Genomic DNA, 25411 nt, shown 5'->3' with positions numbered 1-25411 from the left:
GCGCGCCGCCGGGCGACTGGCTCCCGCCTTCCGGGCCTGCTCCGGCAGGGGTCGAAAGTGGCCGCTGCATGCATCGCTGACGACGGCGGGTGGCCGGCTTCCGGGGTCCGGCCGCGTTCACAGGGAATTTACCCAATCGTCCCGCCGGGGGCATTGTGCACCCGAATTACAGGGGCGTAGTTTGGGGGTATCAGTCAGCAACCCCGCCGATTGATCGGGAGGTCGCCACATGCAGATGCATGGGGGGAGGCCGGTACCGGCCAGGTGGCCTCACCGCGTCGCCCCAATCCGAGCGATTCGGAGCAACAGCGCTCCGGACGGGAGTTAATGTGGCCACCTTTGAAATGACGAGCCGGACCGGAAACGCGGCGCAGGAAATAGGTGGGCATGCGGCCCAATCCTTCGTGCTCGATACGTCGGTGCTGCTGTCCGACCCGCTGGCTTTGAAACGTTTCGCCGAGCACGAAGTGATTCTGCCTGTCGTGGTGATCACCGAGCTGGAGGGCAAGCGGCACGATCCGGAACTTGGCTACTTCGCCCGGAAGGCGCTGCGCCTGCTGGATGACCTGCGGGTCGAACACGGCGGCCTGAACCATGCGATCCCTCTCGGGGAAGAGGGCGGATCGCTGCGGGTGGAGCTGAACCACATTTCGCCGGACGTGCTGCCCGCGGGCTTCCGTGGCGGCGACAACGACAGCCGGATCCTGGCGGTGGCGAAGAACCTCGCCGACGAGGGCAAGAACGTCACGGTGGTCTCCAAGGACCTGCCGATGCGTGTGAAGGCCTCCGCGATGGGGCTGCAGGCGGACGAGTACCGCAATGAGCTGGTGAAGGACTCGGGCTGGACCGGCGTCGCGGAGCTGGAGGTTCTCGAGGACGACGTCAACGAGCTCTACAACCACGAGCCGGTCTTCATCCCGGCGGCGGCCGAGATGCCGAGCAACACCGGCCTTGTCCTCCTGTCCAACCGCGGTTCCGCGCTGGGCCGGGTCGGAGCCGACAAGCAGGTCCGCCTGGTCAAGGGGGACCGCGACGTCTTCGGGCTGCACGGCCGCTCGGCGGAACAGCGGCTGGCGATCGACCTGCTGATGGACCAGGAGGTCGGCATCGTTTCCCTGGGCGGCCGCGCCGGCACCGGCAAGTCAGCGCTGGCCCTCTGCGCCGGCCTGGAAGCCGTGCTGGAGCGCCGCGAGCACCGCAAGGTAGTGGTCTTCCGGCCGCTGTACGCCGTGGGCGGCCAGGAGCTGGGCTACCTCCCGGGCTCCGAGTCGGAGAAGATGAACCCCTGGGCGCAGGCGGTCTTCGACACCCTTGGCGCGCTGGTTTCCACCGAGGTGGTCGAGGAAGTGATGGACCGCGGCATGCTCGAGGTCCTGCCGCTCACCCACATCCGCGGCCGCTCGCTCCATGACGCGTTCGTGATCGTCGACGAGGCGCAGTCTCTGGAGAAGAACGTCCTGCTAACGGTCATGAGCCGGATCGGCCAGAACTCGAAGATCGTGCTGACCCACGATGTCGCGCAGCGGGACAACCTGCGGGTCGGACGGCACGACGGTATCGCCGCCGTCGTCGAAACCCTCAAGGGCCATCCGCTCTTCGGCCACATCACCCTGACGCGGTCCGAACGGTCGCCGATCGCGGCGCTGGTGACCGAGCTGCTCGAGGGCGCGGAAATCTAGGCAGGCTGCACGCCGAGGAAGCGGGCCGCCTCCGGGTGGCCCGCAACCTCGAGCGTCCATTCGGGCCTCCGGAAGTCCTCCGGCACCAGGCGCATGCGCTGCATGTTGGTGACCTGGCTGCGGCCGCCGGAATGGCGCCAGACTCCGTTGAGTGCGTAACCGAGCGACCGGGAAACGGCCAGCGAGGCCTTGTTGAAGTCCATCGCCTCGCTCTCCGCGACCTCCGCGCCGAGGTAGTCAAAGGCATAACCGACGACGGCGGCGCGCATCCGGGTGCCGACACCTTGCCCCTGTGCCGATCGCTTGAGCCAGGAGCCGGTGCTGACGGTTCGGGTCTCGGCGAAGCTGGAGGCGAGCAGTTCCTGGCAGCCCAGGAACTCGCCGCGGCGCCACACGCCGAACAGGAGTGACCAGCTACCCGGGCTGGTTTTCGAGCGCTGCTGCCAGACATGCATGGCGGTGTTGCGCGGCAGGTCTTCGGGCGGGACGTCTGTCCACGGGAACGCAAACGGCGACTCGCCGGGTTCGTGGATGCCGCTCAGGACGGCGTCGACCAGCGGCGGAAGGTCGTCATCGGCGACCGGACGCAGCGTCAGGTCTCCGGCCCCCAGCGTCAGGCCGAAGGGCGGCCACAGGTCGGTCAGTCGCGTCATCTCCCTTGTGTATCACGCGGGCAGCCTGACCAGGACCTCCGTTCCCTGTCCGGGCGCCGAATGCAGCGACAACGTCCCTCCGGCGGCCTGCACCGTGTCCCGCAGGATCTGCAGGCCGAAGTGCCCCGCCTGTTCGGCGACCTCGGGCGCGAACCCCTCGCCGTCGTCGTACACGGCAAGCTCAAGGTGCCCCGAGGCGGCATAGGTGAGTGAAACGCTGACCAGGCTCGCGCCCCCGGCGTGCTTGACGGCGTTGGTGACCGCCTCCCGGGCGGCCCGGTAAAGCAGCGCGGATTGCTGCTCGTCGGCCTCCGGCGCCCCGTGGAGCCGCAGCGACCAGGCCATGTTGCGGGCGCGTACCGGGTCGCCGAGCCGCTCGAGGGCTCCGGCCAGGCCGAGAGCCGCCAGGTCCGGCGGATAGAGCTCCGTGGTGATGCCGCGCAGGATGCTGATGTTGTCCTGCACCAGCATGCGCGTGCGGCCCAGGAACTCCCGGCCGGGCGGGCGGTCCTGCAGCTCGTAGGATTCGAGCGAGTAGGCCAGTCCGGAGAGGTCCTGGATCACCTCGTCGTGCAGGTCGCGGGCGAGCCGCTGGCGCTCCACTTCCGAGGCGTCGATGGCCTGCTGGAGCAGGGCCCTCTTGGTGGCGTTGTCCCGCTGCAGGCGCTGGGCCATGCGCAGGGCGGGCACCAACTGGACCAGTTGCAGCACGGCCAGCGCGCCGAGGATCGGCGGGAGGATGCCCAGCATCATGCCCCGCTGGTCCGCCTCCACCTCGTCGGCGGTGTAGTAGATCTCGAAGATGATTGGCTCTCCGGCGGCGCTGTTCGTGCCGACGTACACCTCGACGAGCTTGCCGGAACCTGCCTCCAGCTGGTTTTCGGACTCGCTCTGTTCCTCGAAATGCGCGAAACCGGGTCCTCCGGCCAGCAGCTGGTCAGAGCCTTCCGGCAGGCCGAAGTTCTGGCCGATCAGCGAATGCTGGTCCGAATAGAGGATGGTGCCGTCGCTGGACCAGATCTTGATCCGCATGATCGCGTTGCGTTCGAACCGCGGAGCGAGCAGGCGGTCCATCCAGGCCAGGTCTTCCGGATGGCGCTGCACCAGATGTTCGGTGACGAAGGGTCCGACGGCGAAGTCCGCGGTTCCCTGCGTGCGCTGGATCGCGTGGTCCAGCGCCTGGTCGCGCGCGATCGCGCTGGCACCGAACACCACCGGGACCACCACGATCAGCAGCGTTGCGAAGGTGCTGATGGTGAAGCGCCGCATGGCCTTGTGCAGTTCCGAGCGGTCAGCGCGGTCCGCGCCGAACCCGGCAGGATCGGACCTGCGGACGAGACGGGCAAGGCGTGCCGGCATCCTGCCCCACGCCCGCCTGCGCGCCCCGTTGCCGGCGGGCAGGGCCGGTTCCGGGTCGCGCTGCTCGGGTGTTCGGACCTCGAGCGCGCTACTCATGGTGGGCGGAGGCCAGCAGCCCCAGCCGGCCGGCGACGGCGACAGCTTCCAATTGCGTGTGCGCGTCCAGCTTCGCGAGGATGGACTTCACGTAGCCGCGGCAGGTGTTTTCCGTGATGCCCAGATGTTTGGCATTGGCCCGCACATCATGTCCCTGGGCCATCAGCGTCAGGACCTGCCGTTCCCGCGTGGTCAACGCCGGCGCGTCCGGCTGCTCCGGCACCGTCTGCTTGCCGATCATGGCGAGCAGCGACGGATGGATCACCATCGATCCGCTGCGGGCGTGCCGCAGTGTGTCCAGCAGGGTGGTCAGCGAACCGTCCTTCGGCAGGAAGCCGCAGATTCCCGACCCCGCCAACTGCGCCAGGATGTCCGCGGCGGCGTTGCCGGTCAGCATGATGATCCTGGTAGCCGGACGGTCCGCCAGGATCTCGCGGGCGGCATCCAGCCCGTTGCCATCCGGCAGGTGGTAATCCATGACCACTACGTCCGGCTGTTCCGCGCGGCACAGCGCGATGCCTTCCTGGACGCCGCCGGCGGTGCCGGCATTCTCCAAATCCTCCTGCCGGTCCAAAGCGTCCGACAGCAGTTCCGCAAACGTCGTATGGTCGTCAACGACCACGACTCGGGACGTATCCCGCGTTTTTTCTTCGGTCATAGCAAGTCCCCAACCCAAGCCCCCCGACACGGTCATAATGCAGTATGCGCCATGGCTGAACCGTTGTACATAGCCGCGGTTTGCCGGTCGCGCCGCCACAAGGGTCGATGACGCCTTGTGACGGCGCAGCCGGTCCCGTTTGCCGCAAGCCAAGTACGACGGCGCCGGCGCACCTTTTGCGCTTAGGCGTTGGCCAGGGCGCGGTTCAGGAAGGTGCTGATGACCCTGCCGGCCCGTTCGTGCCCGGGGCCTGCCGGGAACGAACGGGATTTGGCCGGAACCGCAGCCCGGGTGGCCGGCGGCAGCGGACGGCTGTGCATCTGGTCATTGAGGTAGAGCAGAGCCTCGAGCACCTCTGACAGGTCGCCGTCGGAGGCCGCCGTGGCCTGCAGCAGCCGGGCGTGCGCGGCGCGGAGGCCCGGGCCCGGGGTACAGCCGAGGTCGCGGTCCAGCAACCGGCGGCACTTGTCGTAGGCCTGCAGCCCCTCGGAGTAGCGGCCGGCCGCCTCGAATCCGCTGACCAGGGCGGACCAGGCCCGCTCATTCAGCGGCTCGGCGGCCACGGCCTGCTGGCTCCAGTGCACCGCCTTATCGGCCTGGCCTGCGGCGCCCGCGGCCTCCGCCGCCATGACCTGCACGGCCGTGACATCGGCGGCGTGGTTTTCCCGCGCCTCCTCGGCCCACTCCGGTGCGAGCTCGTCGCCGAGCAGCGGCCCGGTTGCCAGGCCCAGCGCCTCGACCAGCAGCGGGTACGCCTCGGCGGGCGTGCTGTGCTCCGCGCGGAGCATCAGCGCGTTGAACCGGTGCAGGTCCAGGTCCACCAGCGACTGCTCCAGTACGTAGCCGCCGTTCGCGGTGCGCAGCGGGCCGGTCTTCGCGCAGCCCGGCTGCAGGTTGCGCCGCAGCACGCTGACATAGCTTTCCAAGGTTGCCAACGCTTCGCCGGGTGCGCGGCCGCCCCAGAGAAGTTCGATGAGCCGGTCCTTGGAGACCGGCGTGCCCAGGTTCAGCAGCAGGATCTCGAAGATCTGCCTGGGCTTCGGGCCGCCCAGCGAGGCCGCGGTCAAGACCGTTTCGCCCCGGTGGACCTGCAGGTTGCCAATGATTCTGACGGAAATGGGCATGGCATGCCCGGCTGACATTTGCTCCACGACGTCCCCCTCGTAGTAAGCACCCCCAACGAATGCTGGTTCCATAGTGCTGGTTGGTGATACGAGTAACAACCCCCAATGTGCTCCATACTGCCCCCCAATGTTGGGGGGTGGCGCAGCCCCTCCTTTATCGGTTCACAGCCCAAGGGTTTTCCCAATAGGCCGGGACGAAGGTTGTTGAACCTGCAGCAGCGGCTGCCAGGCAGGACGGATGTCCGGCAATCGTGCAGGTGGCGCCAGACAGCGCCGTTGATGAAAGAACCCGGGCCTCGGCATCGCCCCCAAACGCCGGGGCCCGGGCTTTTCTCCGGGCGAGTTTTCGGCAGGTCCTGCGCATTCCCGCTGTCCCGGAACCGGAGCAAAGACCCGCCGGCTCAGGGCAGCCCGGGCTGCAGCGGCCAGGGTATGTGGGCGCGCACGTCGGTGAGGTTCATGCTCACTTCAACGAACAGGTCGTCCAGCATGTATTCGTCGACGCCGTGGATGGCCAGGCTGTGACCGGCACCCGCGGCGGGCCCGTCCATGGCGTGGCTGTAGACGCAGACGGCGGTCTCCCAGTCGAGCCGCACCAAAGTCCTGCCGGGCGCAAGAAGCGGATGACCGGCGTCGTACGGGCGATAGCCCTGGTTCGGGGAGAGGACGGCTTCCAGGACCCGGCGGCCCTCGTGCTCTGCTTCGCTGACGGCCAGCAGCTCCGCCACGTTGGCGTACGGTGTCTCGAAAGACACGGGCGCCGGCCCGGCCAGCTCCACCGGGTCCAGCATGGCCGACCACCGGCCGTTGCCGAAGACGGGTTCGCCGTAGGCGGCCTCCGGGCGGCGGCGGACCAGGCCCTCGCTGGTGTAGACCGGGTGGACCAGCTGTGGAGGCAGTAGCCAGGAGCGGCGGGTGGCGCTGACGTAGAAGTCGTCCTTGGAGTCGTTGATGTCCGTGGTGCTGTAGAGCAGCAGGCCCTCGAGCGATTCGACGCGCAGCGCGTTCGGCCGGCGGGCCCAGGCGCGAAGACCGGACGCTGCCGAAGCGTCCTGGCCTTCGGAATCGGCGCGCAGGGCACGATACTCAAAGCGCAGGCTCTGCCAGCGCCAGGGCGAGGAGCGGCACAGGCAGCGGAAGCGTTCGGCGTCCGTCAGGCTGACCATATCCACAGTGTAGGTCTTCGGTCCGCCCGGTGTGCCGGGGGTGAAGTACGTTGGGACCATGCTCCTGGAACTGTCGCGGCTGTGGCCGGCATACCCGCTCGCGTTCAGCGCACTGTTGGCCGCCGGAGCCTACCTGCTGGTCATCGGGGCGCGGCTGAGCTGGATAGACCTGCGCACCCACCGGCTGCCCAACCGGATTGTCTTCCCGGCGTACCCGGTGGCGGGCGTGCTGCTGGGCACGGCGGCGCTGGCCGGTGACGAGCCGGGCCGGTTATGGGGGCTCGCGGCGGGCGGGGCGCTGCTGTGGCTCTTCTACTTTGCTGTCCGGTTCGTGTATCCGGCCGGCATGGGCTTCGGGGACGTTAAGCTGGCCGGCGTGCTGGGGCTGTACCTGGGCTACGTGGACTGGATCCTGCTGCTGTGGGGGACGTTCGGGGCATTCCTGATGGGCGGCCTGTACGGGGTCGCGATGATGTTGCTGCGCCGGGCCGGACTGAAATCGGCCATCCCGTTCGGCCCGTTCATGATCTCGGGCGCGCTGCTGGCGCTCACGCTCCCGGCATCGGGGTGAGCCCGGCTGCGCCGACCGGCGGGCGCCGGACAGTACGCTGGAGGAATGCCCACCCCTGACTTCATCCTTGAGCTGCGCAAGAAAATCGGCCACGACCTGCTCTGGCTGCCCGGCACCACCGCGGTGGTGCTTGACGCGGACGATCGGGTGCTGCTCGGCCGGCGCGCCGACAATGGGGTGTGGACGCTGATCACCGGCATCCTCGAGCCGGGGGAGCAGCCGGCGGTGGGCATGGTCCGCGAGATCTTCGAGGAGACCTCGGTGGTTGCGGAGGTTGAACATCTGGCCGAGGTCTACGCGGGCGAGCCGATGGAGTTCGTCAACGGTGACCGGGCACAGTTCCTGACGCTGAACTTTCGCTGCCGCTACGTCTCCGGCGAGGCAAAGGTGAACGACGACGAGTCCTCAGAGGTGGGCTGGTTCCGGCTCGATGACCTGCCGCCGCTGCCGCCATACCACCAGGACCGGCTGCAGTCGGCGCTGCGCTCCACTGGCGTTCCGGAGTTCGTTCGCTAATCCGGACAATGGTTGCATGCCGCCCCCGCGGCGGATACATTACGTGCCATGTCTGAAGGACAGGAACCGGGGGATTCCGCTTCACGCCGCCTGGGGGAACAGCGAGCGCCGGAGCGCACCATGCCGCGCCGGCCGCAGATGTCGGACCTGACACCGGCGCCGATCCACGCGCGGATCCCGCCGCCTGGGACCGTCAAGGCGGCACGGGCTGCCTGGGTGCTGAGCTTCCTCGCGGCGGCGCTGATGGGGGCGATCGCCTATTTCGACAGGGACAAGGAACTGGAGCGGCTCCGCCAGCTGATCAACGGGATGCAGCAGGCGGACGCGGACACGCTGCACGCTGTCGCATCGGGGGCGCTGTGGGGCAGCCTGGCCGTCATGGGACTGGTGGTGCTGGTGGAGATGGTCCTCCTGGCCGCAATGATGCGCCGGCGCAGCGGCGTCCGGTGGATCCAGCTGGGAGTCCTGCTGCTCCACGGCGGCGCCACGGTGCTGGCCGACGCCGTCCTGGTGGACGTCGCCGAGCAGGGAAACTATCTTCGCGGGCTGCTCCTGGCGCAACTGGCGCTCGCCGCCGCCGGGCTGCTGATCAGCCTGCTGCCGGGGGCGGAGCGCTGGTTCCGGGCCACGCACGAGCCGACCCGCCGCACCCTGCCCTGACGCTCGCGGCGCCGCAGACTAAGCCGTAGCAGCCCCCGCTGATGCGCGCGGCGCCGCCGAATGGGACCCCGCCGAATGGGACCCCGCCGGCACCGGCAGCTCCGGCCTTCCCGTTGCCGCCTGCTGCGACCCGACCGACGCCGGCTGCAGCTGGGCGAGAATCGCTTCGCAGCTGCGCTGGACCACCTGGCATACGCCGGCGGCGGAGCGGCCGGTGAGCGGGTTGGCGGCCAGCGCCCGCCAGCGGTGCAGGCTTTCCAGCGCGCGTTCGCGCAGCTCGGTGCCGGTGGCCTCCTCGTCCAGTCCCAGCCGGCGGGCTGGGCCGATGCCGTGGCCGCCGATCAGCCGCTCGGCTTCCAGCGCGTCTGCCGAAGCCAGGCCGAGGCCCGCGGTGCGGGCGTCCGCCAGCAGCCGCAGCTCGCGGAACTCGTGGGCGTTCGACTGGATTCTCTCCAGCGCTGCGTCCAGCGGCTCGATCCCCGGGCGCGGGCGTTCGCGCAGCAGCTTCTCCACCCCGATCAGCGCGGTGCGGGCCTTGAGCTGCTCCGCGCGGGCTTTGAACTGTCCGGCCAGCAGCTGGAGCAGGTCGTTCAGTCCGCTGCGCCGCGCCAGCTCGTGGGCCAGCTCCGTCGGGTCCGCGATGCCGCCGCGGATGAGCACCGCGGCCAGCCGGATGCCGAACAGGCCGAAGCGGTCCAGCAGCTCGGCGCGTTCCCGGTCGGTGCCTCCGCTGCCTCCGCTGCCGCCGCCGTCGCGCACGAAGCGGTCTGCCGAGAGCAGCAGCCGCTCGCGGGCGTCGCGGTCCAGCCGGGCGATATCCCGCAGCATGGCGAACTCCCGCTGGCGCAGGGTGCGTGCGCTTTGGGCGAGCAGGCCTGCGATCGGCACCACGCCCAGGGCCAGTGTCCGCAGCCCGGGGTCCTGCCGGTAGCGTTCGGCGATGCTGGCCGCCGAGAGCAGCGAGTCGATCCGGCCGGCGCCGATTTCGTCCGCGCGCGAGAGCACGGCCAGCGCGTTGACGGTGCCGGACTGGCCGGTGGCTGTGTCGCGGAAGGCCTCCAGGAAGTTCAGGTCCGAGGCGTGCAGGTGGCGCATCAGGTAGACGGCGGCGTCCGCCTCGGAGGGCTTGTCCTCCGGCAGCAGGAAGCTGCTGGTCCGGGCGGACACGTCGGTGGACAGGGAGGCGATGCCGGGGGTGTCGATGAGGGTCAGCTCGCGCAGGCTGCGAGCCGGCCAGTCCACCACCAGCCGCGCGACGTCTTCGGCCCGGAACCCGCCGAGGTCGAACTGCAGCCGGCCGGCCGATCGCCGCACCGGCAGCGCGCGGGGAACCCCGGCCGCAGGATCGGCCGGGTACAGGGTGATCCCCGGCGTATCGCCGTGGCGGTACCACGTGACGATCCTGGTGCACTCGCCGGTGTCCGTGGGCGCGATCTCTTCGCCGATGATCGCATTCAGCAGGGTGGATTTGCCGGCCTTGACCATGCCCGCGATGGCCACGCGCAGCGGCTCCCGGAGCCGCTGCGCGTAACCGGTGAGCAGAGCGGACGCGTGTGCGTCGCCGTCGTAAATAACGACGGCGTCCCGCACCAGGGCGGCGACCTCCGCACCGATGCCGGATGGGCCGATGGCGGGCGGGTGGACCGTCACGGCCGGCCCGCCAGCGCCGATTCCGGTGCAAGGGACTGGGCCTGCTTGTGCAGTGCTTCGACCTTCTTGAGTTCGAGCTGGATCGCCCGGATGCGCTGCTCCCTCTCCTTCGCGTAGGTGGTGGCCGCCTTCTGCGCCGCGGCGACCGAATCGCCCAGGGAGCGGTGGTGCTCCTCGGCGATCTCGGTGAAGTGGTCCCGGGTGGCGCGCTGGATCAGCCGCAGCCGGTCCTTGAGCTGCTTGCCGACCTGGAAGATGACGTCGTCGATGTAGCGGCGGACCAGGTTCTTGGCGTCGGCCTGGCGCCGCTTGAGCCGGTTCTCTTTGTCCTCCTTGTAGGCCTTGCCGCCGAGCAGCAGGCCGGCACCGACGGAGAGAGGGTTGATCAGCGCCATGCCCACCACGCCGGTCAGTAGGCCGAACATCAGTACCCCGCCGTAGGAGCCGCGCATGCCGATCAGTACCTTTTCGAGGGGCCCGAGCCGGCCCGGGTCCAGCTCCGGCACCAGTTCCACCGGGTCCAGCACGTCCTCGGTGTCTTCGACCCTCAGCATTGGCAGTGGCGGCTCGTCCTCGGCGAAGTGCCCCGCGACCTCGGCGGCCAGCCACTGGCCGCGTTCGCTGGTCCAGACGAAGGTGTCGGAGACGGCCGCTGCGCTGCGCTGCTCCAGCCATTCGACGAACTGCGGCCAGATCTTGCCCGGATCCGAGACGTCGATGGCTTCCTCCGCTTCGCGCTGGATCCGCCGCAGCCGGTCGCGCAGGTCGTGCTCCATGTCGGAGATGAGGTCGCTGATGCCGTCATTGAGCGTCACCTGCCAGCGCGACGAGCGGCGGCGCAGGTCGTCGGCACGCTCCCTGGCGGCCTCCAGTCCGGCGATCATCGCGGGCGTGCTCTCCGGGTCCTGCAGCGCGCTGAGCTCGGATTGCAGCGACAGGCGAAGGTGGTCGGAGGCCGAGAGCAGGTCCTGCGCCACGGAGCGGCGCTGCAGTTGCTCGGCGCGCCCGAGCACGTCCCGGCGCAGGTAGGAGATGAGGGCAGGGAATCCCGACTCGGTGTTGAGCTCGGTGTCCTGGAGCCGGGCGGCGTGCAGCCGGAGGTCGGCGGAGACGGGGAAGAGTCCGACGCCGGGGGCTGCCTCCGCCAAATGTGTCCGGTCGAGTGCGGCCACCTGCCGCCATTGCGGGTAGAGGTCCGTCTTGGTCAGCACGCAGGCGGCGTTCGGGCAGACCCGCATGGCCTGGCGCAGGAAGCGGACCTCCGGCTCGGTGTACTCCTGCGAGGCGTCGGAGACCAGGAGCATGGCATCCGCCGTCGGCAGCGCGGTAAGCGTGGTGAAGGAGTGGGTCGAATTGAGCCCGCCGACCCCGGGGGAGTCCACCAGGGTCAGCCCGCCGGAGAGGAGCTTGCGCGGGAGGAAGACTTCCGCGGCGGCCAGCCGGTGCCGGTTGCCGGAATTGCCGTTCTCGGACACGTAGCCGGCCAGGTCCTCGATCGGTACCTCGCGCCGCTCGAGTTCGGGTTCGCCGCCGGTGTCCTCGCCGCCGTCCCGGGGGACCATGATCCTGGCGGAGGCCGGATTTCCGTGCCGGACCACGGTTGGCACCGAGGTAGCGATGTCGTCATCAACGGGACAGACCGGGGCGTTGACGAGCGCGTTGATCAGTTTGCTCTTGCCCTGCTTGAACTCACCGACCACGATGACGCGGACGGTCGGGTCGAGCACTCGCCGCCGGGTCTGCTCCAGCCGCCGGCGCAGATCCGTCCGATCGGCCTCCGCCGCCAGCGCGATGCTCTGCTCCACGAGTTTGACCAACTCAGCCATACCTGCCTCCTCCTGCGTGCCAGCTTTAAGCACAGACCTGCCCGGCAGGAACTCCCTCCCTTCCTGCCGGGCCGGCTGTGCGCCAGTGAAGTCTGCGTCGATGATTAGTCGACCACGACTGCGCTGTCTTCCTCGACCTCGTTGTCCGCTACGACGACGTTGTCCTCGACGGTGGTGGTCGTGTCGTTGAAGGACTCCTCGAATTCGACGTCCAGGTTGTTCTCCTCGTTGGCGACGTCCTCGAGGTTCGTGGAGTTGTCCGAGTTGTCCTGGAAGGAGTCCTCGACCACCACGTCCACGTTGGTTTCCTCGTTGCCGACGTCCTCGAGGTTTGTGGAGTTGTCCGAGTTGTCCTGGAACGAATCCTCGATAACGACCTCGGTTTCCTCGTTGCCGACGTTGTCGAGGTTTGTGGAGTTGTCGGAGTTGTCGTTGAACGAATCCTCGAGCTCGACGTCGACGTTGGTTTCGGTGACATCGACGTCGTTGTTGTTGCCATCGATGCCGTCGTTGTCTTCGCTGTTGTCCTCGTTGAAGGACTCATCGATGTCGATGTCGGTGTTGTAGGAATCCTCGACCGTCTCTTCTTCGTTGAAGGAGTCGACAATCGTGGTGTCTTCGCTGCCGATTTCGATGTCGGCATCGCCGTCTACATCGATGTTGGTGGAGTTGTCCTCGGAGTTGTCCTGCTCGACGTCTCCTCCGGCTGCGATGGAGTCGTCGCCTTGCGCCACGTTGGCGTCGTCGCCGGCAGCTACCGCGTCATCGCCGGAGGCAACCACGGAATCGTTGTCGAAGATCTGGTGGACGTCGCCATCGGCCCAGATGTTCTGGTTCACGGACTGGTCGACGATCGTGTCGCGGTCGTCCACCTCGGAGGTGTAGGAGTAGTGGTTCAGGATATGGGTCAGCTGGGTGACGGCGTGCCCGTGATCGTCGTCCCAATCGTGGCCGTTGTCGTCGTCATCATCGTCGTCCCAGTCCCGGCCGTTATCGTCGTCGTCCCGGTCCCGGCCGTTGTCGTCGTCGTCCCAGTCCCGGCCGCCGCCCCCGCCGCCCCCGCCGTTGTCGTCGTTGTCGTTGCGGCCGTTGACCGGGTTGAACGGGTTGTTGTCCTCAATGGAGGACTCGTTGCGGCCGGTGTTGTACTCCCGGTCAAAGGATGAGTCGACGGAAACCGGTGCGAAGTCCAGGATGACCGGGCGGACTGCGTCGACATCGCTGCTGCAGACCCCCTCAAGCCCGGCAGCCTGGAGCACACGCTCCGGATCGTCGCGGAATTCCGCAGCCTTGTCCGGGTCGCGGAACAGATCCATCAGGAAATCAACCAGCATGGTCGTGATCGAAGTCGTCATTGCAAACCCCTCATTCGAATGTGCTTGTGAAGTTCGTTCACCAGGCTCGATGCTTGGCTGGTTACAACGTAGGTCCGGGGGACCGGGGCCGGCATCGGTGATAGTTCCCCTACCGAAACCCCGATAGTGGGGGGATCCGGCCGCCCCCGATTAGGGAGGGAGGGGCCCTAAGGCACGGGGGATGGGAGACCCCCGGATGAGGGGGCCTCGTCCTCGAGTTCAAGACGGAGCTGGTCGAGCAGCTCGGAGCGTGAGGAGGCGCCGAGCCGGCGGCGGATCCGGGCGATGTGGTGCTCGGCGGTGCGCGGCGAGATGAACATTGCTTCGCCAATCTCCCGGTAGGTCTTTCCGGCCAGGACATGCCGGGCAACATCGCGCTCGCGGCTGCTGAGCCGCGCGCTCTGCCCCGCATCTGCCGGCTGGGGCGGTACCGGCGGCGCGGAAGCGCTGCCGAGGGCGGCCGGGCGGCGTTCCAGCGGCGGTTCAGCCGGCGCCGGCGTATTGACCGGATCGAGGTTTTCGGCGGATCCCGGATGGAGGTCGCGCGCGCAGGCAAGAAGCCTTGCGGTATCGCGGCGCTCCTCAGCGCGTCCGGCCGCGTGGCCGGCGAGCCTCGAACCGTCCCAAGTCAAGCCGACCGTAGCCAGTCCCCGGGCGGCGGTCTCGACGGCGTTTGCCTCCACCTGCCCGGACAGCACCTGCAGCCAGGCCCGGCCGGCGGCCGCGAGCACAGCGGCCAGATGGTTGCTGCGCGAGGCCCGGACCAGGGCGGCGGCGTGCGGTGCCAGGTCGGCGGGGCGCTCGGAGAGGATGCCGGCCTGCACAGCCTGCCAGTGCAGCGGAACGGCCCAAAGCGGCGGGTCGCCCAGCCGGTCCAGCAACGACCAGGCCTCGGCGAGATGCGGCTCCAGCCTGGCGGTCTCGCGGAGCCTTGCCGCCGCGACCATCAGTTCGCCGAGCGGCAGCAGGCTGAACAGGTCGATGGCCACGTGCAGCAGGCCTTCGCGAGCACGCCGCCAGGCCCGTACCAGCGCCGGAACGTCGTCCGTCCGGCGGGCGAGTCCGACGTCGAGGGCGAGCAGCAGCAGTTCGTCGCACGGCGCGACGGGATGATCGACGGCGGCGGCCTCGGCCATAGCGGTCCGGGCACCTTCGGGGCGGTCCTGCAGCATGCGTGTCCACGCGCGAAGCAGCAGCAGGCGCCGGCGGCCGACGGTTCCGCCCTGGCCGCCGTCAACGGCCGCGGTGAGGACAGAATCCGCGATGTCGAGTTCGCCGGCATGCAACGCGGCCAGCGCGGCGAGGGCCGCGGGCAGTTCGGGCAACGGGTCCAGTGAGCCGGAGGCGGTCATCATGTCGGAGGCCCGGATCAACGTCGGCAGGACCAGCGCGGGCGCATCACCGATGGTCGCCAGGGTGCCTTGGGACATCAACCGGACGGCCACCGCCTTCAGCGTAGGCGAACCGCCCGCGGGCGCAGCGGCAGCCATCTCCTCCGCTCCGTGCCGGTCCCCGGTGGCGACCATGGCAACTACCGCCAGCGGTGCCGAGGCTCCAGCCCGCTCCAGACCGAGCCAGCGGTAGACATCGGCCCCGCGCAGGAACATGCCGCGCTGGGCCCACATTGCGGCGGCCACGTCGGCACCGCGGAGCACGTCCGGAGCGTCATCGTGCACCAGCAGTCCGTCCAGGATCCGGCCCGCGCCGTCGAGGTCGCCCAGGACATAAGCCGCCTGGGCGCGGCGCGCTGCGGTTTCGAGCCCCTCCGCTCCCGCGGCCCGGGCTTCGTCGTAGAGCTCGGCGGCGAGGCCGGGCTGGGTGGGAAGGGCACGGTCTGCCGCACGCTCCAGCGCGGCCGCGACCCGGGCGTCCTGAAGCCCGGTGTGCGCGAGCGGCCTGGCCGCGCGGCCAAGAGGGAGTCCGCCTGCAGTCAGGCTGTCGACCAGGGCTCGTTGCAGGCCATGCAGCTGGTGGGAGGGTGTCGTCTCCAGCATGGTGCGGCGCAGCAGCGGGACCAGCCGGCCATCGGGCAGCAGCAAGCCGGCGTCCTTGGCCTCGAGCAGGAGCCGGTCAGGATTGCCGAGTTCCTCCACCGGTGGGGCAGCGGCCGACAAATCGAAGCCGACCGCAAGGACCAGCAGCAGCTGCCGTAGCGCCGGCTCCAGCCTGTCGAGCTCATAACCCAGTTGGTCCAGCAGACCGGGCGGGAGCGGACGGTCGTCGCCCTCCGAAAGGACACCGGGCCAACCCGCGGCAGCGCCGAGATATCGATGCACCAGCCAGGGCAGCCCGCCGGTGGCCTCGAGAATGATTTGGCCCAAGGCCTCCGGTTCCGGTACCGCCTGCAGTTGAGCGGCGCGATCGACGATCTCGACTGCGGTGAGCGGGCCGAGCACTACAGGGGCACGGTGTTCTTCGAGTTGGCGCACCAGCAGCTCCAAGGCGTTCGATATCCGCCGAGGGCGGTACGCGACCACGAGGCTTATCTCCGGATCAGCGACGAGCGCGTGGATCCTGGACAGCCCGCTGTCGCCGAGCATATGGGCGGTGTCGACGAGGACCGCTCCGCGCGCGGGCAGGGCGCAGCAGCCGAGGTCGTCCTGGATGCGGCTGACCGGAACGCTGCGGGCGGAAAGGCGGCTGTCCAGCTCGTCGAGCAGGGCGGTCTTGCCGGTTCCACCGGCGCCTGCAATGGCCGCCAGCAGCCGGCCGGGCGGAATGGATTCGGCGTCGCCGAGAATGCCGCCCCAGGCGGCGGCCGGCAGCAGGCAGGCTGAACTGCGCGATGATGTCGCGGGATTCAACCGGCTCACCCCTCCGGTGCCGGCGGGACCGGGTCGGAAGGAGGTGCGGGGGCGGGTTCCGAACTCGGCGCCACCGTTTCGGGCGCGACCGTCGGTTCAGGCGCAGGCACCGGTTCAGCGGGAGCCGGGTCGGACGCGGGCGGAGGTTCGGCCGGGGCCGGATCGGATACGGGCGGCGGTTCGGCGGGGTCGGATCCGGCACCGGTTCTGGCGCGGGATCGGGTGCCGGCGCGGGGTCGACGGGTGCAGGATCCGACGGCTGGGTGGGCTCCGGGCCGGGGCGGGTGACTCCGGCTGCGTCACCGGGGTCGACGGCGCGGGTGCCTGGGTGCCCGGCGGTGCCGGGAAGGGCGGCGGCAGGGTTCCCGGAGGACTGTGTAGCCGGGCCGGACGCACCATCGGCGGCTCGCGCACTCGGGCGCGCGGCCGCCGCGGCCTGCTGCTGTTCCGCGCCGCCTGTCGGGACCCGCGGAGCCTCTCGCCGCCGGCCAGGGTGGACGGGCTGGGGAACCGGGGCCGGCGTTGCCGTCAGGCCCGTACCATCAGGGCCGAGCGGGAAGGCAGGCACGGCTCCGGCGCCGCCGGCAGCCTCCGCCTCCCGCGCCACCGGTGCCCGCGGTGCTGGCGGTTCCCTGCGGTGTGGCGGCGTCGGCAGCGCCGGCGCCCGCGATGGACCCAGGATCCCAGGTCCAGCGGCGCCTGCGCGGCGGTTGCGCTGATCACTGCCAGCCCGGCGACCGCCGCGGCCACGGCCCGGCCCGCACTGCGGTGTGCTGGCGGGGCTTGGCCGCCGCCGGCCGGTGCGTCGGGGCGGCACCGAAGAACGTGGCCTCCCGGGCCTCCTCCGCCGCGGTACGATCCGCGCTTGGGCCGTTGCCGCCGTCGTCCGTTGCCGCTGGTTCCTCGGTTGCCGGCACGGGCAGGGCCGCGGCCGCCGCGAGCGCGGCACCCAGGCTGATCGACGCCTTCGGGTCGGCGTCGATGGCGATGGGACGGTCCAGCCCGGCTGAGAGCTGCTGCGCCACCAACGGGATGCGCGAAGAGCCGCCAATCAGCAGCACGGCACTGAGCTGCGCGGGATCGACGCCGGCCGCCTCCAGCGTGTGGCGGAGCGTGCCGATGGTCTGCCCGATGGCGCCGTCGATCATGGCTTCGAATTCCTGCCGCACCAGCCGCACCTGGGTCTGCGCCCCGGGCAGCAGCACGGGGATGGTCGCCTCCGAGTCGGACGACAGCGCCTCTTTGGCCTCGGTGCATTCCCGGCGCAGCCGTGCGAGCGCCAGCAGAACCGCAGGATCGGCGGTGTCCAGTCCCTCGAAGGCCTCGGCCGCGCCGGCGGTCACATGGTTGAAGACGGCGTCGTCGAAGTCCGCACCGCCAAGCTGGTCGATGCCGTTCGGCCTGCCCAGCGGGCTGAAGCTGGTCCCGCTGTCCTTGCGGAGGATGGCGGCGTCGAAGGTGCCTCCGCCGAGGTCGTAGACGGCGACCAGGCTGCCGTCCGGGACGCGCTCCTGCGAGGCGTAGTGCAGGGCCGCCGCCTCGGGCTCGCTGACCAGGGCGGCATTCGCGAGGCCGGCCTGGGCCAGGGCCTGGCGCAGCAGTTCGGACTTGTAGCCGCCCCAGGACGCGGGATGGGACACGGTGATGGCCTGAGGCGCGGAGCCCTCGCGTTCCGTGGCGCGGTCCACCACCCAGCGGGCCATGGTGGCGAGGAGTTCTTCCGGGGCGGCGAACCGGTCGCCGACGATGATAGGCACGGAATCGCCGACGCGGCGCTTGAACTCGCGCACCACGCGTTCGGGCTGGGCGACGCCCCGCCGCTCGGCGGCATCGCCGACCAGCACCTGGCCGTCACCGCCGAAGAAGACCGCCGACGGGATGGTTGCGGCACGCTGGCCTAGGTGAAACGATTGCGGTCCTGCCGGACCCTGCGAGCCGGTCCGGGCTACCGCCGCGGCCGTAAAACTCGTGCCGACATCAATGCCAAGTACGTACGCCATGGTCCCCCCAAGGGCGAGCGCACCAACTCCCCCGTGGACGAAACCTGCGAGCCCGGCCGTCCAGAGTTGCTGCTCGGAATGTCCCCTACAGTAGCACCGGGACCACCCACGGGGAGGGAAAAGAGGCCCCCCACGTTTGGGGGTTGAACGGGCAACCTGACCGGCTGGGGACGGGGAAGGCCCGACGGCGGCGGGGCCGGCCGCACGCATCCCCGGTTTCCTGCCGATCCGCGGGGAGCGCGGGGGCGGCAGGGTGCCTACCTACAGGCGACGGGGAAGAGGTAATCCCCACCAGCGAGGGGCGGGGATTACCTCGTACGAGGGGCACGTGTTACGAACGGCCCGCACACCGTTTCCCGGTCGGCCTAGGGGCGGGAGGCCGTCTCCCGATCGGCCTCCGGAGCCTCGGCACGCAGGTGCTCCGTGGCGAGCCGCTCAGCTTCCAGCCGCTCGGCTTCCTCGCCGCCGATGGCCTCGCCCCGGGCCACCATGCCGGCCACGTCGGAGAGCGGGATCTGCTTCATCGTCAGGGCCAGGACGAGCGCGATGACCAGGAACGGCACCAAGTACCAGAAGACCGGCGCCAGCGACTCCGCGTAGGCGGTGACGATGCCTTCCCGGAGCTGCTCCGGGAGCTGGCTCATGGCATGCGGTTCGAGGCTGGCTGTGGCATTGGCCGCGTCCCGGGCTGAGGCGCCGAAGCCGGAGAAGACGTCGGTCAGGGACGTGGTGAGCCGGGAGGTGAACATCGCGCCGAAGATGGCGACGCCGAGTGCCGCGCCGACTTCGCGGAAGTAGTTGTTCGAGCTCGTGGCGGTGCCGATCTGGTCCGCGGTAACGGAGTTCTGCACCACGAGGACCACGACCTGCATGATCAGGCCAAGGCCGGCGCCAAAGAGGAACAGCTGGGCACAGATCACCCAGATCGGCGTGGCCGCGGCCAGCGTGGTCATCCAGAGCATGGCCGCAATCACCACGGCGGAACCGGCGACGGGGTAGGCCTTGTACCTGCCCGACTTGGTGATAGCGATGCCGGACCAGATCGAGGTGCCCATCATGCCCACCATCATCGGCAGCATCAGCAGCCCGGAGACCGCGGCCGAGGTGCCGGAGGACATCTGCAGGAACGTCGGCACGAACGCGATCGCCGCGAACATGGCCACGCCGAGGGTGAACCCGATGGCGGTGCTGTTGACGAAGATGCGGTTGCGGAACAGGCTCAGCGGGATGATCGGGTCCTCGGCCCGGCGCTCCGCGAGCACGAACAGCACGGCCGCGAGCACCATGCCGGCGCCGAACAGCCAGGTCAGCGGCGCATCCCAGCCGTAGTCGTTGCGGCCGCCGAAGTCGGTGAAGAAGATCAGGCACGCCGTCGCCGCGGAGAGCAGTACGACGCCGGCCATGTCGATCCGCTTCTGCGCCTTCTTTGTGGGGAGGGTGAGGGCGAAATAGGCGATGAGGAACGCGCCGATGCCGATGGGGATGTTGATGTAGAACGCCCACTGCCAGGTCAGGTGGTCCACGAAGTAGCCCCCGAGCAGCGGCCCGGCCACGGCCGAGAGGCCGAAGATGCCGCCGAGCGGGCCCATGTACTTGCCGCGCTCGTTGGCCGGCACGATGTCCGCGATGATGGCCTGGGAGAGGATCATCAGTCCGCCGCCGCCCAGGCCCTGCATCGCGCGGAAGACGACGAAGGTCCAGAAGTCCGGCGCGAAGGCGCAGCCCACCGAGGCCAGGGTGAAGATGGCGATGGCGAACAGGAAGAGATTGCGGCGGCCCAGCACGTCGCCGAACTTGCCGTAGATCGGCATCACGATGGTGGTCGCCAGCAGGTAGGCCGTGGTGATCCAGGTCTGGTGCTCCACCCCGCCGAGCTGCCCGACGATGGTGGGCATGGCGGTGGAGACGATGGTCTGGTCGAGGCTGGAGAGCATCATGCCGGCGATCAGCGCGGAGAAGATGATCCAGATCCGCTTCTGGGTCAGCAGCAGCGGTTCGGTGCGTGCAGCTGTGGCTGCGGTTGCTGCGGTAGTTTTCACAGGAGTCCTTGTTCGGGGGCCAGGAGGGCCCGGGCGGTGTTGACGGTGTCGGTAAGGATGTCGCGGTAGCTGCGGGTGTTCCACTCGGCGAAGAACTCCGCTCCGGCGCGCTCGACGACCGCGGAAAGGAGGCTGACGGCCAGGCGGATGCGGCGGTCCTCGGGAAGCAGTCGTTCGCGGGCCGCCAGCAGTTGGGCGAAGGCGTCCTGCGCCTGCCGGGTGCCGTGCGTGGCCTTGGCCATCAGCTTGGGTTCGCTGGAAATGGCCTGCTGGAGCCGCAGGAGTTCCTTCCGGCTCATGGCCAGCCGCTCCGTCATGGCGGCGGCCAGTTCGATGAAGTCGTCGAGCAGCGTCGGCGTCAGGGCGCCGGACTGCGGCGCCGGAGCAAACTTCCGGCCGCCCTCGACGAAAGCCTTGGCCAGGGATTCCGGGATGCTGTCGGTCGGGTCGCCCAGGATGGCGTCTTCCTTGCCGGGGAAGTAATTGAAGAAGGTGCGGCGCGAGATGCCGACCTCTTCGCACAGCTGTTCCACGGTAAAGCCGCTGACGCCGTGCGCCGCCGTCAAGGCACGGGCGGCATCGGTAATGGCCAGGCGGGTAGCCGCGCGTTTGCGCTCCCTCAGCCCTCCGCCGTCGTACTTTGCACTCTCACTCACGAGAGTAAATTTTTGCACTCAGGAAGCAAAAGTGCATAACAATATGGCGGGAAACACGGCGGCGCCCCCGGTCCGCGGGGGACCGGGGGCGCCGACAGGCCGGAGGCTGCCTACTTGGCCTGCGGCGGGGTGGTCATCGAGAGCACGTCCAGGGCGCTGTCGAGCTGCTCCTCGGTCAGCTCGCCGCGCTCGAGGAAGCCGAGGGCCACGACGGACTCGCGGACGGTCAGGCCTTCCTTCACCGAGTGCTTGGCGATCTTGGCCGCGTTCTCGTAGCCGATGTACTTGTTCAGCGGGGTCACGATGGACGGCGAGGCCTCTGCCAGGAAGCGGGCGCGCTCCACGTTGGCGGTCAGCCCGTCGATCATCTTGTCCGCCATCACGCGGGAGGTGTTGGCGAGCAGGCGGATGGACTCGAGCAGGTTCGCCGCCATGACCGGGATACCGACGTTGAGCTCGAAGGCGCCGTTGGTGGAGGACAGCGCGATGGTCGTATCGTTGCCGACGACCTGCGCGGCGACCATGATCGCGGCCTCGCAGATGACGGGGTTGACCTTGCCCGGCATGATCGAGGAGCCCGGCTGCAGGTCGGGGATGGCGATCTCGCCCAGGCCGGTGTTGGGGCCGGAGCCCATCCAGCGCAGGTCGTTGTTGATCTTCATGAAGGAGTAGGCGATGTTGCGCAGCTGGCCGGAGGCTTCGATCAGACCGTCGCGGTTGGCCTGGGCCTCGAAGTGGTTGCGGGCCTCGGTCAGCGGCAGGCCGGTGTCCGCGGCCAGCAGCTCGATCACGCGGGCGGAGAAGCCGGCCGGGGTGTTGATGCCGGTGCCGACGGCAGTTCCGCCGAGGGGGACCTCGGCCACGCGCGGCAGGGAGGCGTTGATGCGCTCGATGCCGTAGCGGACCTGCGCTGCGTAGCCGCCGAACTCCTGGCCGAGGGTGACCGGGGTGGCGTCCATCAGGTGGGTGCGGCCGGACTTGACGACGTCCTTGAACTCCTCGGCCTTGCGCTCCAGCGAGGCTGCCAGGTAGTCCAGGGCGGGGATCAGGTCGTTGATCAGCGCGGAGGTGGCGGCGACGTGGACCGAGGTCGGGAAGACGTCGTTGGAGGACTGCGAGGCATTCACATGGTCGTTCGGGTGGACAACCTTGTCGCTGCCCGCGTCCTTCAGCGCACGCGTGGCGAGCTCGGCGACAACCTCGTTGGTGTTCATGTTCGAGGAGGTGCCGGAACCGGTCTGGAACACGTCGATGGGGAAGTGTCCGTCGAATTCGCCGCCGGCAACCTTGTCCGCGGCTTCCTCGATGGCCTTGGCCAGCTCGCCGTCCAGCACGCCCAGCTCCGCGTTGGCGGTCGCGGCGGCCTTCTTGATGCGGGCCAGCGCCTCGATGTGTGCGCGCTCGAGCGTCTTGCCGGAGATCGGGAAGTTCTCGACGGCGCGCTGGGTCTGTGCGCGGTAGAGGGCGTCTACCGGAACGCGGACCTCGCCCATGGTGTCGTGTTCAATGCGGTACTCAACGGAGTCGGCAGTCGTGGAAGTCATGGCTCCAAGCTTATGCCTGCGGCCGCGCCGGGTCCGAATCGTGTTGCGCACCCGGCGGCGGCGTCCCAGGGCAGTATGCGAAGGCTAGAGGGCGCCGTGCCCGGCGACCAGGTCCGCGTGTCCGTCGGCAAGACGGTAGGCGACGCCGACGACGGCCGTCCGGCCCGCGTCGACCGCCTCTGAAATGGCCCGCGAGCTGTCCAGCAGGCGCGCCGAGGACTGCCGCACGTTTTCGATCACCATGTCGTTGAGGTTGTCGTTGCCGGCCCGCCGGGCTGAGAGCACGGACGGCGTGATGCGCTCGACCAGGTCACGGATGCCGCCGCGGGGCATCTCACCGGTGTCCACGGTTTCCTTGGCGGCCGTCACTGCGCCGCAGCTGTCATGGCCCAGGATGACGATCAGCGGGACCTCGAGGACGTCGACACCGTACTCCAGCGAGCCGATCACGGCCTCGTCCAGGACGTGCCCGGCGGTGCGGACCACGAAGGCGTCGCCCAGGCCCAGGTCGAAGATGATCTCGGCGGCCAGCCGGGAGTCGGAGCAGCCGAAGATGATGGCGAAGGGATGCTGCGCATTCACCAGCGAACTTCGCCGGGCGGCGTCCTGGTTGGGGTGCATGGAGGAGCCCGACACAAAGCGGGCGTTGCCTTCGAGGAGTTTCTTCCAGGCTTCTGCGGGGGTGAGGTTGGTAGTCACCCTGCTTACTTTACTTTGTGGCCGGGGCGTCCAGTTCCTTGACGACGGCGGCGGCCAGGGTGTCGAACTCGTCCAGTTCCGCGCCTCCGCTGAGGATGACGGTGTAGCCGTCCTTCTCGAGGACCAGGTGCTTCTCGCCTTCCCCGCGGTCGCGGAGTTCCCAGGATTCCCCGCCGGCCTTGCGGTCGCTGGTGACGGGGGCGTTGTCCGTTGCCTGTGCCGTCCACGTGGGGTTGGCCTTGTCCGTCTGGACCAGGGCGATGTGCTGGCCCTTCGGTGTCAGGTAGCCGACCTCCCAGGCCGGCACCCGGCTGCTGCTGCCGGAGTTCCAGCGGGCATAATTGGCCCGCCACGGCTTCGCCAGTTCGACCGTGAGGGGCAGGTAGCCGGCCGTGCCTTCCGCCTGGGCTGCCACGCTGGCGACGTCAATGTTACGTTCGTAGACTTCCGACTTACTGCTCGGGTTGAGGAAGAAGACCGGCAGGAAGACGGCGATCGTCAGCCCGATGGCAATCAGCATGCCGGTGACGGTCGCGTTGGCGCGTTTGGCCTGCTTCGCCGTCAGGACAGGGGTCGGGGCCGGCTGGTCGGTCGCTTCGGGACGCACTTCACTCACCCCACCATTGTCCCTTAATACGCAGGGGCCGGGCACCGCCGTCGTACGCGGTTGCCGGTTGCGTGCGCACAGTCACAAACGCCGCGACGGGTGCGGCGGACTATGATCGAAGTGAAGCACAAACGTGTCCAACCGCTCGAAGATGAGGTTCTCGTGTCCAAAGCTGTTCAGGCCGCCCAGTACTCCACGCTCTCGCCGTCGCTGGCGGTGCGCGATGATGAACCGGACCGCAACCTCGCGCTGGAACTGGTGCGGGTGACCGAAGCCGCAGCGATCGCCGGCGGCCACTGGGTGGGCTACGGCGACAAGAACGCCGCGGACGGCGCCGCCGTCGACGCCATGCGCTCCTTCCTCTCCACCGTCCACTTCAACGGCGTCGTGGTGATCGGCGAAGGCGAGAAGGACGAAGCACCGATGCTCTTTAACGGCGAGCGGGTCGGCGACGGCTCCGGCGCCGAGTGCGACGTGGCCGTGGACCCGATCGACGGTACCCGCCTGACCGCGCTGGGCATCAACAACGCGCTCTCCGTGCTGGCCGTCTCCGAACGCGGCACCATGTTCGACCCGTCCGCCGTGTTCTACATGGAGAAGCTGGTCACCGGGCCGGAGGCCGCCGACCTGGTGGACCTGCGCCTGCCGATCAAGCAGAACCTGCACCTGATCGCCAAGGCCAAGGGCAAGAAGATCAACCAGGTGGTCGTGATGATCCTGGACCGCGACCGGCACAAGCCGATGGTCCAGGAGATCCGGGACGCGGGCGCGCGCACCAAGTTCATCATGGACGGCGACGTGGCCGGCGCGATTGCCGCTGCCCGCGAAGGCACCGGCGTGGACGTGCTCATGGGCATCGGCGGCACCCCCGAGGGCATCGTGGCCGCATGCGCCATCAAGTCCCTGGGCGGCGTCATCCAGGGCCGGCTGTGGCCGACCTCCGACGAGGAGAAGCAGAAGGCCCTCGACGCCGGCCACGACCTGGACCGGGTGCTGACCACGGACGACCTTGTCACCAGCGACAACTGCTACTTCGTGGCAACCGGCATCACCGACGGCGACCTGCTGCGCGGCGTGCGCTACAAGCCGAACACCGTGCTGACCCAGTCCATCGTGATGCGTTCGAAGTCCGGCACCATCCGCTTCGTCGAGGGCGAGCACCGTGCGGACAAGTGGGAGACCTACGCGCGCAAGCGCTGAGGCTGCCGCTTCAGGCTATGGGGAACCCGCTTCGGCTTTGGCCGGGGCGGGTTCCTTGCTTTTCGGGCCTGGGTGCAGGGGGCGGGACCGAACTTCCCGCGTTTGAGGCTAACTTTCCAGGTTTAGGCTTCAAGCAAAGCCCTGACGTGGGCCGATGCCGGCGGCCGGTTTTAAACGTGGAAGGTTGCGCGTGCAGGCCGGCCGACGGCACCGCTCTACGGCGGCGCGCCCGGCCAACTGGACAGGATTAGACCGCCTTAGACATCTTTAGGCTTCAAGCAACGCGCTGACGTGGGGCGATGCCGGCGGCCCGTCTTAATGCTGTGCAGGATGACCGACGGGCACCGCGCTAGGGCGGCGCGGAAGAGCCGGGCCGGGGATTGCCCGCGGGCGGAAGATCAGGGCCTGAGACTGTACGCGGGGAGGAAGGGCCGGGCCGGGGACTGTCCGCGGGGCGGATGGGCCTGAGACTGTACGCGGGGAGGAAGGGCCGGGCCGGGGACTGTCCCCGGGGCGGGGCGGGCCGACGGGCCGCCCGGTCGGGGCGTC

At 69.2% G+C, this 25411-nt stretch carries 20 protein-coding genes; 5 read left to right on the top strand and 15 right to left on the bottom strand.

The genetic code is table 11. The features are described 5' to 3' along the window. Positions 1–344: 344 nt before the first annotated feature. A complete protein-coding gene (locus OC550_RS02010; protein ID WP_262106224.1) occupies positions 345–1679 on the top strand; it encodes a PhoH family protein in 1335 nt (444 codons plus the stop codon). Here OC550_RS02010 and OC550_RS02005 read toward each other — a convergent pair. From OC550_RS02005 to OC550_RS01985, 5 genes are all read right to left on the bottom strand, one after another. After that, complete coding sequence (locus OC550_RS02005; RefSeq protein WP_262103634.1) at positions 1676–2332, bottom strand: GNAT family N-acetyltransferase; 657 nt, start codon at positions 2330–2332, stop codon at positions 1676–1678. The two genes, OC550_RS02010 and OC550_RS02005, sit on opposite strands and share 4 nt — an antisense overlap. A 12-nt stretch (positions 2333–2344) precedes the next feature. After that, positions 2345–3787 carry a sensor histidine kinase gene (locus OC550_RS02000; protein ID WP_262103633.1) on the bottom strand — a complete coding sequence of 481 codons (1443 nt, stop codon included), beginning with the start codon at positions 3785–3787 and terminating at the stop codon, positions 2345–2347. After that, positions 3780–4445: a response regulator transcription factor gene (locus OC550_RS01995; protein ID WP_262103632.1), complete on the bottom strand. Its 666-nt coding sequence runs from the start codon at positions 4443–4445 to the stop codon at positions 3780–3782. Before OC550_RS01995 ends, OC550_RS02000 begins: the two co-directional genes overlap by 8 nt. A 182-nt stretch (positions 4446–4627) precedes the next feature. Further along, complete coding sequence (locus tag OC550_RS01990; protein WP_262106223.1) at positions 4628–5587, bottom strand: BTAD domain-containing putative transcriptional regulator; 960 nt, start codon at positions 5585–5587, stop codon at positions 4628–4630. Positions 5588–5970: 383 nt separating this feature from the next. Further along, positions 5971–6735 (bottom strand): hypothetical protein, encoded by a 765-nt coding sequence (locus tag OC550_RS01985; RefSeq protein ID WP_262106222.1) that lies wholly within the window; start codon positions 6733–6735, stop codon positions 5971–5973. Positions 6736–6793: 58 nt separating this feature from the next. On the opposite strand from OC550_RS01985, the gene OC550_RS01980 reads away from it, so the two are divergent. From OC550_RS01980 to OC550_RS01970, 3 genes are read left to right on the top strand one after another with little or no spacing between them, the layout of a single operon-like run. After that, entirely contained in the window at positions 6794–7306 is a 513-nt protein-coding gene (locus OC550_RS01980) for an A24 family peptidase (RefSeq protein WP_262103631.1), read from the top strand. 45 nt (positions 7307–7351) lie between these two features. After that, a complete protein-coding gene (locus tag OC550_RS01975) occupies positions 7352–7822 on the top strand; it encodes an NUDIX domain-containing protein (protein ID WP_262103630.1) in 471 nt (156 codons plus the stop codon). Between the two features lie 48 nt (positions 7823–7870). Then, positions 7871–8482 (top strand): hypothetical protein, encoded by a 612-nt coding sequence (locus tag OC550_RS01970; RefSeq protein WP_262103629.1) that lies wholly within the window; start codon positions 7871–7873, stop codon positions 8480–8482. An 18-nt stretch (positions 8483–8500) separates the two neighbouring features. On the opposite strand, the gene OC550_RS01965 is transcribed toward OC550_RS01970, so the two are convergent. From OC550_RS01965 to OC550_RS01920, 10 genes are all read right to left on the bottom strand, one after another. Continuing rightward, positions 8501–10132, bottom strand: a complete 1632-nt coding sequence (locus OC550_RS01965; RefSeq protein WP_262103628.1) for a dynamin family protein — start codon at positions 10130–10132, stop codon at positions 8501–8503. After that, positions 10129–11958 carry a dynamin family protein gene (locus tag OC550_RS01960; protein WP_262103627.1) on the bottom strand — a complete coding sequence of 610 codons (1830 nt, stop codon included), beginning with the start codon at positions 11956–11958 and terminating at the stop codon, positions 10129–10131. Before OC550_RS01960 ends, OC550_RS01965 begins: the two co-directional genes overlap by 4 nt. 104 nt (positions 11959–12062) lie before the next feature. Further along, positions 12063–13313, bottom strand: a complete 1251-nt coding sequence (locus OC550_RS01955) for an IniB N-terminal domain-containing protein (RefSeq protein WP_262103626.1) — start codon at positions 13311–13313, stop codon at positions 12063–12065. Between the two features lie 167 nt (positions 13314–13480). Beyond that, positions 13481–16126, bottom strand: a complete 2646-nt coding sequence (locus OC550_RS01950) for a helix-turn-helix transcriptional regulator (protein WP_262103625.1) — start codon at positions 16124–16126, stop codon at positions 13481–13483. Positions 16127–16836: 710 nt separating this feature from the next. Beyond that, entirely contained in the window at positions 16837–18117 is a 1281-nt protein-coding gene (locus OC550_RS01945) for an Hsp70 family protein (protein ID WP_262103624.1), read from the bottom strand. Between the two features lie 365 nt (positions 18118–18482). Continuing rightward, positions 18483–20156 (bottom strand): MDR family MFS transporter, encoded by a 1674-nt coding sequence (locus OC550_RS01940; RefSeq protein ID WP_262103623.1) that lies wholly within the window; start codon positions 20154–20156, stop codon positions 18483–18485. Then, entirely contained in the window at positions 20153–20812 is a 660-nt protein-coding gene (locus OC550_RS01935) for a TetR/AcrR family transcriptional regulator (RefSeq protein ID WP_262103622.1), read from the bottom strand. Before OC550_RS01935 ends, OC550_RS01940 begins: the two co-directional genes overlap by 4 nt. A gap of 110 nt (positions 20813–20922) precedes the next feature. Beyond that, complete coding sequence (locus tag OC550_RS01930) at positions 20923–22356, bottom strand: class II fumarate hydratase (RefSeq protein ID WP_262103621.1); 1434 nt, start codon at positions 22354–22356, stop codon at positions 20923–20925. Positions 22357–22440: 84 nt separating this feature from the next. Next, on the bottom strand, positions 22441–23055 hold the full coding sequence (locus OC550_RS01925) for a carbonic anhydrase (RefSeq protein WP_262103620.1): 615 nt from the start codon (positions 23053–23055) through the stop codon (positions 22441–22443). 10 nt (positions 23056–23065) lie between these two features. Next, positions 23066–23671 carry a DUF4245 domain-containing protein gene (locus OC550_RS01920; protein ID WP_262103619.1) on the bottom strand — a complete coding sequence of 202 codons (606 nt, stop codon included), beginning with the start codon at positions 23669–23671 and terminating at the stop codon, positions 23066–23068. A gap of 153 nt (positions 23672–23824) precedes the next feature. On the opposite strand from OC550_RS01920, the gene glpX reads away from it, so the two are divergent. After that, positions 23825–24862 (top strand): class II fructose-bisphosphatase, encoded by a 1038-nt coding sequence (gene glpX, locus OC550_RS01915; protein ID WP_262103618.1) that lies wholly within the window; start codon positions 23825–23827, stop codon positions 24860–24862. Positions 24863–25411: the final 549 nt, after the last annotated feature.

Origin of the sequence: Arthrobacter sp. Marseille-P9274, assembly GCF_946892675.1 — a bacterium.
GTDB lineage: Bacteria > Actinomycetota > Actinomycetes > Actinomycetales > Micrococcaceae > Crystallibacter.
The sequence above is the reverse complement of the archived record's forward strand: the minus strand, read 5'-3'. Positions and strand labels throughout refer to the sequence as shown.

What these genes read in the sequence shown, in the direction of transcription:
- OC550_RS01980 (WP_262103631.1), top strand. Translation starts at nt 6,794, where the DNA reads ATGCTCCTGGAACTGTCGCGGCTGTGGCCGGCATACCCGCTCGCGTTC.
- OC550_RS01955 (WP_262103626.1), bottom strand. Translation starts at nt 13,313, where the DNA reads ATGACGACTTCGATCACGACCATGCTGGTTGATTTCCTGATGGATCTG.
- OC550_RS01945 (WP_262103624.1), bottom strand. Translation starts at nt 18,117, where the DNA reads ATGGCGTACGTACTTGGCATTGATGTCGGCACGAGTTTTACGGCCGCG.
- OC550_RS01960 (WP_262103627.1), bottom strand. Translation starts at nt 11,958, where the DNA reads ATGGCTGAGTTGGTCAAACTCGTGGAGCAGAGCATCGCGCTGGCGGCG.
- OC550_RS01995 (WP_262103632.1), bottom strand. Translation starts at nt 4,445, where the DNA reads ATGACCGAAGAAAAAACGCGGGATACGTCCCGAGTCGTGGTCGTTGAC.
- OC550_RS01985 (WP_262106222.1), bottom strand. Translation starts at nt 6,735, where the DNA reads ATGGTCAGCCTGACGGACGCCGAACGCTTCCGCTGCCTGTGCCGCTCC.
- OC550_RS01975 (WP_262103630.1), top strand. Translation starts at nt 7,352, where the DNA reads ATGCCCACCCCTGACTTCATCCTTGAGCTGCGCAAGAAAATCGGCCAC.
- OC550_RS01970 (WP_262103629.1), top strand. Translation starts at nt 7,871, where the DNA reads ATGTCTGAAGGACAGGAACCGGGGGATTCCGCTTCACGCCGCCTGGGG.
- OC550_RS02005 (WP_262103634.1), bottom strand. Translation starts at nt 2,332, where the DNA reads ATGACGCGACTGACCGACCTGTGGCCGCCCTTCGGCCTGACGCTGGGG.
- OC550_RS01990 (WP_262106223.1), bottom strand. Translation starts at nt 5,587, where the DNA reads ATGTCAGCCGGGCATGCCATGCCCATTTCCGTCAGAATCATTGGCAAC.
- OC550_RS02010 (WP_262106224.1), top strand. Translation starts at nt 345, where the DNA reads ATGACGAGCCGGACCGGAAACGCGGCGCAGGAAATAGGTGGGCATGCG.
- OC550_RS02000 (WP_262103633.1), bottom strand. Translation starts at nt 3,787, where the DNA reads ATGAGTAGCGCGCTCGAGGTCCGAACACCCGAGCAGCGCGACCCGGAA.
- OC550_RS01930 (WP_262103621.1), bottom strand. Translation starts at nt 22,356, where the DNA reads ATGACTTCCACGACTGCCGACTCCGTTGAGTACCGCATTGAACACGAC.